Here is a 14397-nt window from a genome sequence, read left to right as displayed (position 1 = left end):
TATCAATTCCTGATTTATTGATAGACCCGTTTCACGTCGGGGTACTGCGCTAACGGCAGTGGTAATACGGTGTAGCCGTAGTCAGTTATTGTCGGCGCCCCGGGGAACGGCGCATAGGAGAATGCGCAGGTGATCACGCAGAAACTTGCTAACTTTTGCTGTGGCTCAGTGTAGAGACCAACAGAATCAATCGAGCCGGGGCCAGCCAGTAACGTCCAGCTCAGCATATCTGGCGGAACGGCTATAGGGCCTTCATCATATTGCTTCATGAACTGCAGTTGAGCCTTGCCGTTGGCGGCCTCTCCCAGATCCACCTCGACCTGGCCTCCGAGTTTTTTGTTGATCACCAGTACGTCCGCTTGCCCCATATTCCCCTGATCGTCCGTAACCTGAAGCACTTCCAGGGTAAACATGCCCGTACTCTCTGCGGGGGCTTTATAAGTGACTCCCAGGCCTGTTGCGGGTTCTACCGTGCCACCCTGACCGGGATCTTTCAGCGCCCAATTCAAGGTCCTGTCGTCCAGAGCACCGGCAGTGAACTTGAGGGTGGTTTCTGGACCTGCTACCGAGAAGATCGGATTGACGGAGATGGTCTGGCTGACAATCGAGACCAGGGTCGATGATGAGGCAGCGATCCCCCGTGCCGTGGTACCGGTGGCGGTAATGATCACTTGTTGAGCTTCGCGGCCTTGAAGATCGTCCCGGGTGGGGGCGGTATAGAGCCCCTGATTATCGATGGAGCCCACTGGAAGGCTTTCACCTGGCAGACCTTGTACGCTCCAGGTGACCGTGGCGGCTGGCTCGACGTTGAAGGCCTGGGTGCTGCCTGGATTCAAAATGACCCTCTCAGGCTCTATGACGAAACTGGTCAGTGATGGGTCGACATTGCCGAAGATCGCCAGATCGCCGGGTATATGTGCGTCAGTCAGGACCATGGAGTTATTGTCCGGGAACAACAGGTTCCTCAGCAGGAAGGTGTCGATATCGGGTAGCCTGATGGTATCCACATAGTCGAAGAAGTGCTGGTCTATATCGCTGTACCATGTATCCAGAAAGTCAGACCGGTTATCGAAGCCAAAAAACTCCAACCAATCGAAAGGTCCGAGTTGTACGTGTGAGTTGGCGCTCTCGTCTATTGAAAAACTTATAATTCCTGTCTCCGGGTCCAGTTCGAGACTCATGTCAGAGATCAGGTCTATCGTCAAATCAAAGTTTCCGTCTACATCGGTATCGCCACCATTGTTTACATCCACTTTCTGGTTCCACTTGCTTCTATTGAAGGCGCTCCATTCCAGTCGAAGGGTATTGTTGAATGCTACGAATCTCAGCCCCTTATACTGGCCGTCAGGCGTTACCTTGATAATGGCTTCTTCGAGTGACCGTAATGTGCTGTGATGTCCCCCCCAGGAACTTTGGAATAGGGTTCCACTGGGTTTGATGTAATCCTTGGAAAGGGCTTGTGCATAAATGTGCAGAGCGATGCCGTCGTCCGAAGTAGGCGATTCCAGTTTATACGTGATTGTCGGGTGCTGATTGAGTGTCGGCAGTATCAGCTTGCTGAACAACGCTCGGTTTGAAAGCACTACCGCACTCGAGTACTTGGTGCCATTTTCATCATTAGGAATCAAATACCGGAAACCGCTGTTTTTTGTAGGCGCTCCGCCGTCAGTCCCGCCTTTGAGCGTTACCAGCAAGACGACAGCACCGTCGCCATAGTTGGGTGCTCCTCGAAGCTGGGCGTTTGGTGCTGCCTGGGTGCGAATGATGAAGTGCTGTGGAGTCAGGGTCGAGTCTGCGGACTGGTTCAGGCTGCCTAGGGTGTACACCTGCAGTTCCGGTTTTTCCTTGAAGCGCTCGAGGAAGAATTCCTGTGCATTGATGATACTGACCCGGTCGGAAAACAGGTCGGTGTCGAAGTTGGTCATCTTCGTCAGGTCGATCTGTACGGCTCCCGCGTCCGTAACGTCACCGGGTGCATTCAGCAGGTCGACGTCCATCCACAGTGTTGGTCCAGCGGCCCCGTTGGGTCGCATGATAGAGTGAATTCCCTTGTACCCCCCCACCGGTTCGCTTTTCAGAATGGCCAGACCGGCAGTAATGGCCTGGGTGATTCTTGCTTTGGAGTGCTCTATATCGGCGTTCTCGAAGGAAAGCCGGGGCAGTCCCAATTGGATACCAAAGAAGTTCAGTTTTTCACCTTCCTGACCTCCTATCTGCCCGTCGATGGGCGTGAGGTAATTGTCGGCCGTCAGTTTCTTGATGTATTGCTGCGTCAGTAACGCATTGGCCCGGCCACGGTTATAAACCACAACCGCATCCCAACCGAGGGTCTTGGGGTTTTCCTGTAGCCAGGTTAACAAGGCTTGTTGCGAATCTCCGGATAAAGCCCTTGTTTTGGTGTTATTAAAAGTAGACATGAAAGACCTCCCGGTTATCGGATATGTCATTGACTGATTTGTTATGCTGTCGAGGAATAATCGCCAGCTTCATTGTGCGCAGACAGGTGTATGCAAGAAAGCAGTCGTACTCTTTAGAGGAAAAGTCTCAGCGGTCTTGGTGTGAGTGTCTACTGATAGAAATGCCAGTTGTCAGGCCCTTTTTTACTGCTAGTATGGCTCGGTATAAAGTTTTAAATCGGGTGGCTTTTTATGCGTTACTCAACGTGGAAGTGATGTTGCCGCCTATCAATAGCAGGAGGCATTGTCATGGCGTGTTATATAATCAGAAGCGTGTCGACGATTTCAGTCGTGGTGACTTTAACTTTATTTACAGGGTTGTCTTATTCAGTTGCACAGGGAGCTGATGCAGATGGGCAACTGGTGATTTTGAATAAAAAAAATCCGGATGACACCTACCCTAATAATTGCAGCATTCCTTTTGTTACCTCGACGATAAACTTTCAAGATAATTCGCTGGGGTGCGTCAATGATGATGCCTATGCATTCAGGCTGGAGAATGTCCCTTCAGCGACTTTCTTTTCCTTTTATGACTCTCCTGCCTGCACGGAAAGCGGAAATTTTTCTTACAGGTTCAAGACCATAAAGCAGCCGACTGACATGGCGCTCGGTCTCGACATTGAAGAGGCTGGCAAGAAACAGGTGGGCTCGGTTGTTGTACCGGGCGTGATGCTGATATCCAGCTCTACAAGCGGGCAGGTGGGCGGAAAGCTGTCGTGCGTCAAAATAGAGCGCTCTGCGGTTCCAACACCGTAATTGCTATTCAGTCGATGGCATGACTTCAATTTGCGTAATGGAGAAATCTCCATGGCCACTCCTACCGTCCATTCCAACGCTTTCAACTTCCTGAGCGCCGTTCAGGCCGGTGTCGATCCGCGCACCGGGCAGTACACCTGCGCCATTACCCTGCCCGAACTCAAAGCCAACCATTTGTGCGGCCCTGTCGTACCGCTCACCCTGGGCTTCAGCCCCATGAGCCCCGCCGATATCGGCTTCGGAAAAGGCTGGAGTCTGCGTCTGTCGAACTATGACACCGTCTCGCGCATTCTCTCGCTGTCCACCGGCGAAACCTTTCGCATTGAAGAAGCCGGTGGCCAGCTCACCGTACCCGAACGCAAGATCGACAGCTTCCACTTCTCCCTGGTCGATGGCCGCTACCGCGTGGTGCACAAGTCCGGGCTGGTGGAAACCCTCACCCTGCATGGTGACGACACCCTGGCCTGGGTGACCGACATCCACTCGGCAGAAGGCCATCACCTGAACCTGATCTACGGCACCTACGCCGGTGAAAGCGTACTGCAAAGCGTCAGCGACGACTATGGCACCCTGCTTCAGATCACCCGCAGCAGTGCCCAGATCAACCTCGAACTGCATCCCGGCGAGGGCAGCGGCGGTGCACCCCTGGCCAGCTTCACGCTGTGGCTCGACAACGGTGAAGTCACCCGGGTAATCCTGCCCACCGACAATCAGGCCGGCTGGCGCTTTGTTTATGAACCGATCAACGATTACCTGTGCCTCAAGGAGCTGCGCACCCCGCTCGGTGGCCATGAACTCATCACCTACGATGCTCAAGGCCATGAGTTTCCGCAGAACCTTTATCCGTCACTGCCCCGCGTGTCCCGGCATGAACAGCGACCTGGCTTCGGTCAGCCGCCAGTCGAGGTTCACTATCAATACTCCAACACCAACTTTCTGGGCTTCAACGCCATCGGCCTGATCTGGGACGACGACGGGCTGGACAACCTCTATCAGGCCGACCCGCGCTACACCTACACCAGTACGGAAATGCTCTGGGTCGAGGGCAAGGCGCTGCGCTCCACGGTGCGGACCTTCAACAACTTTCACCTGCTGACCGAGGAAACCGTCACCCAGGGCGACAATGTCCTCACCACCCGCACCACCTATCACAGCCTGCCCGGTGTGCCCTTCGCCCAGCAACCGGCCCAGTGCCAGTTGCCCGACACCGTGCTGAAAATCTGGTACCACCCCAGCGCCTCCAGCCAGACCCATGAGGAAACCACCCGCACCACCTTCGATGTCTTCGGCAACCTGCTGACCCAGGAAAATCCCGACGGCACCCTGGAAACCCGGCGCTATTACCCGGCCACTGGCGGTGATGGCTGTCCGGCCGACCCTCAGGGGTTCGTGCGCAACCTGCAGGACTCCACCGTCACGCCCGTCCCCGGCGCGCCCGGCGAAGCGCCGGTGTTGCGCACGGCGTATCGCTACGCGCTGCAAACCGGGGTGGGCGGTACCACACCTGACTGGCTGGCCGTGACCGACGAGCGCCTGCTGCAGGTAAAAGGCATCGACGAAATCGAGCTGCAACATACTGCGTTCACCTACATCGACCAGCCCGCCGACCGTTATCTGCACGGGCGCAAGTTGCAGGAAACCCAGACCCTCAATGGCCTCTCGACGATCACCGACTACACCTACCAGAGAACCCGCAACACCCGCGCCGGGGAAACCGTGCAGCACACCGAGATCAGCCTGAGCACAAATTTCGATACTGTGCGCAAGACCTACACCCTGCAACACTCGCTGCTCAACGGCCAGCCGCTGCTCAACCGTGACGACAACGACGTGGAGGTTGCCTACCGCTACGACCCCCTGGGCCGGGTCATCGAGGAAACCGCCGCGCCGGGCACCGCGTACGAAGCCACGCGCCGTTATGCCTATGTGCTCAGTGCCGTGGACGGTCAGCAGGCCGAGCAGGAGGCCACCAACGTCAAGGGCATCAAGACCCGCACCTTGCTCGATGGCATGAACCGGGTGGTGAAGGAGCTGCGTCAGGGGGCTGATGAAAACCACCCCACCGAGTACGTCCAGACTTACAGTGCGCGGTATGACACGCGCGGGCTGTTGGTCGAAGACACCGAAAGTGACTGGTGGATGGTGGACGTGGAAGATGAGCCCGAGCCGCAACTGCATGAGCTGCCGTTGACCAGCGCTTATGAATACGACGACTGGGGGGAGCAGCGTAGTGTTACCGGCCCGGACGGAATCGAGCGGCACAAGGTCCAGGACCCGGTCAAGCGCACCACCACCGAGTGGCAGGCAGGGATGGGCAAGACGGTCACCGTGAACAATCTGTTCGACAAGCCTGATTCTATCGAGCGGCTGGCGCTGGATGAGTCGCGTATCAGCCTCGAAACCACCACTTACGATGGCCTTGGGCGAACCTTCGGACAATTCGATGCGTTGCTCAATTATCGGGAGTTCAGCTATGACGCTTTTGACCGCCCGCGCATCAGTAAACTACCCGACAAGTCCGAAGTAGAGCGCACTTACGCTTTGCACAGTAGCGAGGACTTGCCTGTATCGATTGCTGTCGATGGCGTGGTGGTAGGCGAACAGACATTCGATGGTTTGAAGCGCATGACCGACTCCACCATTGGTGGCCGGGTCAGCCGGTTCGAGTATCCGGGTGGCCAGTTAAAGCCCGGCAAGGTTCATACGCCGGGTGGTGAGGCAATCGACTATATCTACCAGCCTCAACTGGGTGATCAGCCCATTCAGCGCAAGACCTTGAGCAGTACGGCCGATTACACCTACGACTTGCAGAGTGCCCGCCTGATGAGCAGCAAGGAGCAGGATCAGGAGCTTGAGCGCGATTACTACAGCAATGGTGAGCTCAAGGAGGAGCGCAGACGTCAGGGCGGTGAAGCCTATGTCATGCAATATCGATACAGCCTCAAGGGCCGTCTGCTCGGTTACACCGATGTGCTGGGTCAGGTTCAGACTTATAGCTATGACGCCAGCGGCCGGATCGAACAACTCAGTGCCGGCTCGCTTGTGTCGACTTTTGGCTATAACGCTCAGGGTCTGCTCGACAGCATCGTAACCGTGGACAGTGTCCAGAGCCTGAGTATCAGCCTGGAGTACGACGAGGCAGGCAGGGAGGTCCTGCGCAGTTTTACTCTGCCGGGAGGCACAACGCAGCAATTGGCTCAGGTCTATGATGCGGTCGATCACCTGAAGCAGCGCACCTTGAAAGAGGGCAGTACAGTGCTGCGTGATGAAACCTTTGCTTACGATGTCAGGGGGCGGCTGGAGCTGTACACCGCTTCCGGCCCTGATGCGCCTCTGGACCCCCAGGGCAAGCAGATCCAGAGCCAGACGTTCACGTTTGATGCGCTCGATAATATTCTGAGCGTCGAGACGGTGTTCGCAGGTGGCAGCAATACGGCGGAGTATGAATATACCAGGCAGGACCCGACCCAGCTCAGCGCCGTGCGTAACAGTCATGCCGATTACCCGGCCCATATCCAGCTGGATTACGACGATAACGGCAACCTGACGCTTGACGAAGTCGGACGCTCACTTGAGTACGATGCATTGGGCCGTTTACTGGCCGTTTTTGCCAACGATGGGGTTGCCGTGGTGGATTATGGCTATGACGCGCAGGACAGTCTGACCCGTTCCAGCGAAGCGGGGGTTCATGAGCAGCGTTTCTATCGGGAAGGGCAACTGGCCAACCAGTTGCAAGGGGCGCAGCAGCGGACCTTTATCGGAAACGCCGATACCTTGCTGGCCGAGCGTCGGGGCGGGGCAGGTGACGCGACTTTGCTGCTGGCGACCGATGCAAAAAAGACGGTCATGGCTGAGGTCGATGCGGTTAACGTCACGTCTATCGAATACAGCGCTTATGGCCATCGCAGTGACATACCGGCAGTGGACAGCCGTAGCGCCTTCAACGGCGAGCTGCGTGAGCCATCCACCGGTTGGTACCTGCTAGGGCAGGGCTATCGCGCCTATAACCCGGTGCTGATGCGGTTTCATAGCCCGGACAGCCTTAGCCCGTTTGATCGGGGAGGGGTGAATCCTTATGCGTATTGCCTGGGGGATCCGGTCAATTATCTGGATCCGGATGGGCATATTCCATGGTGGGTCGGCCTGGTTGCAGGTGTCGCGGCCACAGTCTTGACTGCTGGCATCGCCGCCCCCGTCAGTGCAGCGTTAGGTATAACTGCGGCTACTGCTTCAATGGTGGGATATGTTGCGGGCAGTGTCTCAACTGTAGCTACAGTTTTTTCTGTGGGGATGGGTGTAGGTAGTTCGTTAACGTCGGGCGGTTTAAGCGAATCGTTGGCATGGCTCAGTCTTGGGGCTGGAGTTATGGCGGGAGCTACAGGTGGGTTGGCTATAGGTGTCAATATCGGAGCATCTTTAGGAGGTGCAGCGAAAGCGGTGTCGAGTGCTGGAAGTTCTCCGAGAGTTTCGCTCAGTTCCGCGAGTGTACCGCCGAAATCCGTTGCTGATGATGCTTCTAAGAGGTTCTCGGTCGGTGATCTTAGTCGCAGGGAAATTGAGCTATGGAAACAGGGAAGCGGGCGTCGTGAAGGATTCATGCGAGGGAGCACTAGTCAAGATGAATTGACTTGGCAACAACGAGACGAGATTTATAAGGCTATTGACGAAGGTGCTAGAGAGCGCGCCGCTCTTGAAAAAGCGCATCGTACCATTAAGAGAGGGGAGAAGATTTCAGCCCGGCTAGTTAGTGCGAGCAAAGTCAGTAAAAAAACTGCCGGTGGGAACACCGCCGAAGTGAGCAGAAAAGTGAGGTTTGCCCCATGAGTTCACCGTCAATACTTGGCGGTATAGTCCATCGAAATCCCGTTCACACATGCCCAAACACCTCCTGCACAAACTCCACCCGCTGCTCAGGCGTCTCCTTGACGCCTTGGCGTGCCAATTCCTCCAGATGCGCCTCAACCGCCTGGGTCCGGTGAGTCAGCCCGCAGTTGTTGGCGATCTGGATATTCAGGCCCGGGCGGGCGTTGAGCTCGAGGATCAGCGGGCCTTTTTCCTGGTCCAGCACCATGTCGACGCCGATATAGCCCAGGCCACACAGTTCGTAGCACTCGGCGGCAAGCTTCATGAAGCCGTTCCAGTAGGGTAGTTGCACACCGTCCACGGCATTGGCGGTGTCGGGGTGTTTATTGATGATGTTGTTGAGCCAGGTGCCTTCGAGGGTCACGCCGCTGGCCAGGCCTACGCCGACACCGATGGCGCCCTGGTGCAGGTTGGCCTTGCCGCCTGACTGGCGGGTCGGCAGGCGCAGCATGGCCATGACCGGATAGCCCATCAGCACGATGATGCGGATATCGGGCACGCCTTCGTAACTGATGCTCTTGAAGATCTGGTCCGGAATGACCCGGTATTCGATCAGGGCACGGTCGCGATGCCCGCCCAGGGAATACAGCCCCGTCAGGATGCTGGACACCTGATGTTCGATATCCGAGTGACTGATGATGCGCCCCGAAACGGTCTTGTAATGCCCCTCGAAACGGTCGGCAACCACCAGAATTCCGTCGCCGCCAGCACCCTGCGCGGGCTTGATGACGAAATCGGTATGTCGGCCGAGGATTTCGTCGAGCCGGTCGATTTCCTTTTCCGTGGAAATCACGCCATACATTTCCGGCACCTGAATGCCGGCCTGTATAGCCCGTTCCTTGGTGATGATCTTGTCATCGACAATCGGGTACAGGCTGCGCTTGTTGTACTTGAGCACATAGTCGGCATTACGCCGATTGATGCCCATGATGCCCTTGGCTTCCAGGGCCTTCCAGGTTTTCCATAAGCCGATCATTTGGCGTCTTCTGCCTTGAGGAATGCCTTGAAGCGCAGCAGCTCGGTCAGGCGATAGCCACGGTACCTGCCCATTGCCAGCATGAAGCCGACCAGAATCAGCAGCACTGCCGGGAAGGTGAACACGAAGTACGTCAGCTCAGGCACGGTCATGATCAGGTGCGCCAGAGAGGCCGCGAACAGGGTGCCGATGGCCACTTTCATGGCATGGCCGCCGCCGCGTTCTTCCCAGGTGATCGACAGCCGCTCGATGGTCATGGTCAGAATCACCATCGGGAACAGCGCCACGGACAGCCCGCGCTCCAGGCCAAGCTTGTGGCTGAACAGGCTGATGGCCGCGATCAGCACCACGACAAAGGTCAGCACCACCGAAAGGCGCGGCAGCATCTGCAGTTTCAGGTGTTCAAGGTAAGAGCGAAGCGACAGGCCGAGGGCCGTGATCACGGTAAACAGCGCGATGCCAAAGCCCAACTGGGTTTCCCTGAAGGCCAGGGCAATCAGCACCGGAGTGAACGTGCCGAGGGTCTGCAGGCCGATCAGGTTGCGCAGGATCAGGATGACCAGCACGCCAATCGGGATCATCACCATGATCATGAACGTCTGTTGGGTTTGCAGGGGCAGGCCGTAGAGCGAGTAGGACAGGAAGTCGCTGTCTGTGTTTTCGTCGGTCAGCTTGGCCAGCCGCATGGCGTTCATTTCGCTGTTGTTGAGGCTGAACGTCACCGTGGCCTTTTTGCCGCCATCGATGCTGAGCAGGTTTTCGTCCCCCGTCCACCACAGCAGCCGGTCATCCGGCAGGCCGGCTTCGCCGGTGTCCGGGTTGAAATACAGCCATTCCTTGCCATTGAAGCTGCGCAGCCAGAGTTCAGGCGTCTGTGGCTGGTCGGCGATCAGGCGGATGGTGTGGACCTTTTCCATCGGCACATGGGCCATGGACAGCAGAAGCTCGGTGATCTGGGCTTTCTTGACGGCCGAGTTGTCTCCGGCCAGCAGCAGCTTGGCGTTATCGTCCTTGAGGTTGTTGACGCGCTTGATGGCCTCGCTGATGAAGGTTTCGACATCGGCGGAGTGGCGGCGAATAGGTGCAAGCAAGGCTTCGGCGGCGATTTTCTCGGCGCCTTCTACCGGGATGCTGTCGCGAAAGATCGGGCCTTTGCTCTTGGGCTTGTCTGCCCCGTAGCGTTTGGTCAGCACCAGCCGGTAATACAGCGTCTGGTTGCCATTGGCGCGGCGTGAGGACCAGGTCACTTTGCGGTTGCCCTCGACGCGGTTGACGCTGACGCCGTAATTGTTGGAGATGAAGCTTTCGTTGAGGCTGATGTAGTCCGTGGTCAAAGGCGGCACGAACATCTGGATCTTGATCGATTCCTTGCTGTTGGCCTGGAACTCTACCTTGGCGTCGATATTCCACAGGTTGTCAGTCTCGTCCTCGGTCAGCGGGATGCCGAGGATGACAATCTGATAGGCCGTGATCGCGATGCCGAGTGTCACCAGAAGCGTGATCAGGATTTTCAGATGGAGTGTAAGAGAGCGCATGTATTTACTCTGCGTTTTGAACGACGGAGGCACAGGCGGGCTTGCCCGCCACAAATTTGAGACTTGGATCGACCAGCGCATCGAAGTGTTTGAGTGCATCGGAGCCAATCAAAAGCGGGTATTGGAAAGCACTTCGGTCGGTCAAGTTCACTTCTATGGTGCGTAAAACTTCACCCATGCAGATATCGAGGTTGATCACCGGCCTTGCGCTGTACTTTTTCTCGTCGTCCGGGTCGACATCGTCGGCTCGCCGCTTGATCTGGCTGATGCGCGTCAGGGGCTGTTCGATGGGGTGGGCGTGGCTGTTGTCGATGGCCAGGTAGAACCTGACCCAGTTCTCGCCATTGCGCTTGAAGTGCTTGATATCACGCGCACTCAGCGATGCGGTCTTCGCGCCGGTGTCGAGTTTGGCTGCGACCTCAAGGTCAATGTTGGTGAGTCTGGCGTATTCGTTCAGGCCGTAGACGGTCTTGTTGGCAGCAGCGCACAGGGCAGGAAGAAACAGCAGACAGAGCAACGTGGTGAGGGTTTCGAGTCTCATAGGTCCTTGCGCAACAGGCGGAAAACTTCAGGGCCGCAGCGCAGGTTTTTCAGCCTGGCGTGTCTGGCAGGCCGTGTCCTTTGAAGAGCTGCACTGGGCAGATGCGGTCGCCATTCTAGCATGAAGGTTTCGTGATGCCAGTTATCACTGGCTGCAGTCGTGCCGATCAGTCAGGGCTCCCACAAAAGCTGGATTGTCGACAATCTTGAGAATTTCTTTGACGATTAATCCTGTATTCACTAGATTTACGTTCATCTGCTTTTAAAGGTGTCGACAATATGTCGGATGCAGCCGAGGCTTCCGTGGCCGCCGTCGAGGATTCCGAAACCCTTTCCGAAAACGTCTTTCGGCGTATTCAGGCGGCCATCGTCAAGGGCGAGATTGCCCCCGGCAGCAAGATTTCCGAGCCGGAGCTGGCCCGCACCTACGGCATCAGTCGCGGGCCGTTGCGTGAAGCGATCCACCGCCTGGAAGGCCAGCGATTGCTGGTGCGGGTCCCGCATGTGGGGGCGCGTGTCGTATCGCTCAGCCATGCCGAGATGATCGAACTGTACGAAATCCGCGAATCCCTCGAAGGCATGGCCTGTCGTCTGGCCGCCGAGCGCATGACCGCCGAACAGATCGACGAGTTGCGCAATGTGCTGGACACCCATGAGCGAGATGCGGCGTTTCAGGCGGGGTTGGGTTATTACCAGCAGGAAGGGGATTTCGACTTCCATTACCGGATCATCCAGGGCAGCGGCAACAAGACCCTCAGCCAGATGCTCTGCGGTGAGCTTTATCAGCTGGTTCGCATGTACCGCATCCAGTTTTCCACCACGCCCAACCGCCCGCGCCAGGCCTTTGCCGAACACCACCGCATTCTGGACGCCATTGCCGATCGCGATGGTGAACTGGCCGAATTATTGATGCGCCGCCATATCGGCGCTTCCAGACGCAACATCGAGCGCCATTACCAGGCGGCTCCCGACCGAGGTGAGAAATGAGTCACGACAATAAAACTCCCGGCCAGCGTTTCCGTGATGCCGTTGCCAGTGAGCAGCCGCTGCAGGTCGTGGGGGCGATCAATGCCAATCATGCGCTGCTGGCCAAACGCGCCGGGTTCAAGGCGATTTATCTGTCGGGCGGCGGAGTGGCGGCTGGCTCCCTGGGGATTCCAGACCTGGGTATCACCGGGCTGGAGGATGTGCTGACGGATGTGCGACGCATCACCGATGTCTGCGACCTGCCATTGCTGGTGGATGTGGATACCGGCTTCGGTTCTTCGGCGTTCAATGTGGCGCGCACGGTCAGATCGATGATCAAGGCGGGCGCGGCAGCGATTCATATCGAAGATCAGGTTGGCGCCAAGCGCTGCGGGCATCGTCCCAACAAGGAGATTGTGTCCCAGCAGGAAATGGTCGACCGCATCAAGGCGGCGGTGGATGCGCGCACCGACAGCAATTTTGTGATCATGGCGCGCACCGATGCTCTGGCGGTCGAGGGGCTGGAGTCGGCGCTGGAGCGGGCAGCGGCCTGTATCGAAGCCGGTGCCGATATGGTTTTTCCCGAGGCCATCACCGAACTGAGCATGTACAAGCAGTTTGCCAATCGGGTGGGTGTGCCGATTCTGGCCAACATCACCGAGTTCGGTGCAACGCCGCTGTTCACGGTGGATGAGCTGCGCGCCGCTGACGTTTCGCTGGTGCTCTATCCTTTATCGGCATTCCGCGCCATGAACAAGGCAGCGGAAAACGTCTATGGCGCGATTCGTCGTGATGGCACGCAAAAGAATGTGATCGACACCATGCAGACACGCATGGAGCTGTATGACGCCATCGACTATCACACCTTTGAGCAGAAGCTGGATGCTTTGTTTGCGCAGAAGAAGGGGTGACCTGCACACTTTGTGGGAGGCAGCTTGCTGGCGACAGCGTCAATGAAATGTAGCGTATCTGTCGTTTTCACTGGCCCTTTCGCCAGCAAGCTGCCTCCTACAAGGGCCAATGTGTATGTGAGATCGGGCGGCGCTCCGCTCATCCGCGAAAAAAAAACGAAATCGCCAATTCCCGACAATTTCAAGAACTGGAGAATGCAATGGCTGAAGCAAAAGTATTGAGCGGTGCCGGCCTGCGAGGTCAGGTTGCCGGCCAGACTGCCCTGTCCACTGTCGGCCTCGCGGGTGCGGGCCTGACTTACCGCGGCTATGACGTGCGCGAGCTGGCTGCCGAGGCCCGTTTTGAAGAAGTCGCCTACCTGCTGCTCTATGGCGAATTGCCGAATCAGGCACAACTGACCGCCTACATGGATCGTCTCAAGAGCCTGCGGGACCTGCCACAGGCACTGAAAGAAGTGCTGGAGCGCATTCCTGCCGACACCCATCCGATGGATGTCATGCGTACCGGCGCTTCGATGCTTGGCACTCTTGAGCCTGAGCTGAGTTTCGAGCAGCAGCGTGATGCGACGGACCGACTGTTGGCGGCGTTTCCGGCCATCATGTGTTACTGGTATCGCTTCTCCCATGATGGCAAACGCATCGATTGCGTGACCGATGAAACCTCCATCGGCGGCCATTTCCTGCACCTGCTGCTCGACAAATCCCCCAGTGAGCTGCATCGCAAGGTCATGGATGTCTCGCTGATTCTCTACGCCGAGCACGAGTTCAACGCCTCGACCTTTACCGCCCGTGTCTGTGCTTCGACCCTGTCGGACCTGTATTCCTGCATCACGGCGGCCATCGGCACCTTGCGCGGTCCGCTGCATGGCGGTGCCAACGAAGCGGCCATGGAAATGATCCAGCGCTTTGCGTCGGCCGAAGAGGCTACCAAGGGCACTCTCGGCATGCTGGAGCGCAAGGAAAAGATCATGGGCTTCGGTCATGCGATCTATAAGGAGTCCGACCCGCGCAACGAGGTCATCAAGGGCTGGTCGAAAAAGCTTGCGGACGAAGTGGGCGATACGGTGCTGTTCCCGGTTTCCGAGGCTATCGACAAGACCATGTGGGAGCAGAAGAAGCTGTTCCCCAATGCCGACTTCTACCATGCCTCGGCGTACCACTTCATGGGGATTCCCACCAAGCTGTTCACGCCGATCTTCGTCTGTTCGCGCCTGACCGGCTGGGCTGCTCACGTTTTCGAGCAGCGTTCCAATAACCGCATCATCCGCCCGAGCGCCGAGTATGTCGGCGTCGAACAGCGCACCTTCGTGCCCATCGAACAGCGCTGAAGAGAGAAGGGGAGCCGCCCATGAGTTCCCCTCTCTACTCCCAAATTCCGTGATCGAGTCCCCGTG

The 14397-nt window shown here is 57.2% G+C and carries 9 protein-coding genes; 5 read left to right on the top strand and 4 right to left on the bottom strand.

Annotated elements, in window-relative coordinates:
• Positions 1-14: 14 nt before the first annotated feature.
• A complete protein-coding gene (locus KQP88_RS14210; protein ID WP_216703402.1) occupies positions 15-2417 on the bottom strand; it encodes a nucleoside-specific channel-forming Tsx family protein in 2403 nt (800 codons plus the stop codon).
• A 288-nt stretch (positions 2418-2705) separates the two neighbouring features.
• Between KQP88_RS14210 and KQP88_RS14205 the strand changes: the two genes are divergently transcribed.
• On the top strand, positions 2706-3212 hold the full coding sequence (locus KQP88_RS14205; RefSeq protein ID WP_216703401.1) for a hypothetical protein: 507 nt from the start codon (positions 2706-2708) through the stop codon (positions 3210-3212).
• A 51-nt stretch (positions 3213-3263) separates the two neighbouring features.
• Positions 3264-8036 carry an RHS repeat domain-containing protein gene (locus KQP88_RS14200; RefSeq protein WP_216703400.1) on the top strand — a complete coding sequence of 1591 codons (4773 nt, stop codon included), beginning with the start codon at positions 3264-3266 and terminating at the stop codon, positions 8034-8036.
• 43 nt (positions 8037-8079) lie between these two features.
• Here the strand turns inward: KQP88_RS14200 and KQP88_RS14195 are convergent, their stop codons facing one another.
• From KQP88_RS14195 to rloA, 3 genes are read right to left on the bottom strand one after another with little or no spacing between them, the layout of a single operon-like run.
• Positions 8080-9048 carry an alpha-L-glutamate ligase-like protein gene (locus tag KQP88_RS14195; protein WP_216705964.1) on the bottom strand — a complete coding sequence of 323 codons (969 nt, stop codon included), beginning with the start codon at positions 9046-9048 and terminating at the stop codon, positions 8080-8082.
• Complete coding sequence (rloB, locus tag KQP88_RS14190; protein WP_216703399.1) at positions 9048-10586, bottom strand: osmotic stress tolerance membrane protein RloB; 1539 nt, start codon at positions 10584-10586, stop codon at positions 9048-9050. The genes KQP88_RS14195 and rloB overlap by 1 nt, the downstream gene beginning before the upstream one ends.
• A gap of 4 nt (positions 10587-10590) precedes the next feature.
• Complete coding sequence (gene rloA, locus KQP88_RS14185; protein ID WP_025260562.1) at positions 10591-11127, bottom strand: retropepsin-like aspartic peptidase RloA; 537 nt, start codon at positions 11125-11127, stop codon at positions 10591-10593.
• 278 nt (positions 11128-11405) lie between these two features.
• Between rloA and KQP88_RS14180 the strand changes: the two genes are divergently transcribed.
• The 3 genes from KQP88_RS14180 to prpC all read left to right on the top strand — a co-directional run bounded on the left by KQP88_RS14180 (position 11406) and on the right by prpC (position 14331).
• Positions 11406-12113, top strand: coding sequence for a GntR family transcriptional regulator (locus tag KQP88_RS14180; protein ID WP_216703398.1), 708 nt, complete (start codon positions 11406-11408; stop codon positions 12111-12113).
• A complete protein-coding gene (gene prpB, locus KQP88_RS14175; RefSeq protein WP_200991967.1) occupies positions 12110-13003 on the top strand; it encodes a methylisocitrate lyase in 894 nt (297 codons plus the stop codon). The genes KQP88_RS14180 and prpB overlap by 4 nt, the downstream gene beginning before the upstream one ends.
• 200 nt (positions 13004-13203) lie before the next feature.
• Positions 13204-14331: a bifunctional 2-methylcitrate synthase/citrate synthase gene (gene prpC, locus KQP88_RS14170; RefSeq protein ID WP_216703397.1), complete on the top strand. Its 1128-nt coding sequence runs from the start codon at positions 13204-13206 to the stop codon at positions 14329-14331.
• Positions 14332-14397: the final 66 nt, after the last annotated feature.

Origin of the sequence: Pseudomonas lijiangensis, from assembly GCF_018968705.1 — a bacterium.
In the GTDB taxonomy this organism is placed as follows: domain Bacteria; phylum Pseudomonadota; class Gammaproteobacteria; order Pseudomonadales; family Pseudomonadaceae; genus Aquipseudomonas; species Aquipseudomonas lijiangensis.
The sequence above is the reverse complement of the archived record's forward strand: the minus strand, read 5'-3'. Positions and strand labels throughout refer to the sequence as shown.

Excerpts from the sequence above, each read along its gene's own strand:
- KQP88_RS14210 (WP_216703402.1), bottom strand. The coding sequence starts at position 2,417 with ATGTCTACTTTTAATAACACCAAAACAAGGGCTTTATCCGGAGATTCG.
- KQP88_RS14205 (WP_216703401.1), top strand. The coding sequence starts at position 2,706 with ATGGCGTGTTATATAATCAGAAGCGTGTCGACGATTTCAGTCGTGGTG.
- KQP88_RS14200 (WP_216703400.1), top strand. The coding sequence starts at position 3,264 with ATGGCCACTCCTACCGTCCATTCCAACGCTTTCAACTTCCTGAGCGCC.
- rloB (WP_216703399.1), bottom strand. The coding sequence starts at position 10,586 with ATGCGCTCTCTTACACTCCATCTGAAAATCCTGATCACGCTTCTGGTG.
- rloA (WP_025260562.1), bottom strand. The coding sequence starts at position 11,127 with ATGAGACTCGAAACCCTCACCACGTTGCTCTGTCTGCTGTTTCTTCCT.
- KQP88_RS14180 (WP_216703398.1), top strand. The coding sequence starts at position 11,406 with ATGTCGGATGCAGCCGAGGCTTCCGTGGCCGCCGTCGAGGATTCCGAA.
- prpB (WP_200991967.1), top strand. The coding sequence starts at position 12,110 with ATGAGTCACGACAATAAAACTCCCGGCCAGCGTTTCCGTGATGCCGTT.
- prpC (WP_216703397.1), top strand. The coding sequence starts at position 13,204 with ATGGCTGAAGCAAAAGTATTGAGCGGTGCCGGCCTGCGAGGTCAGGTT.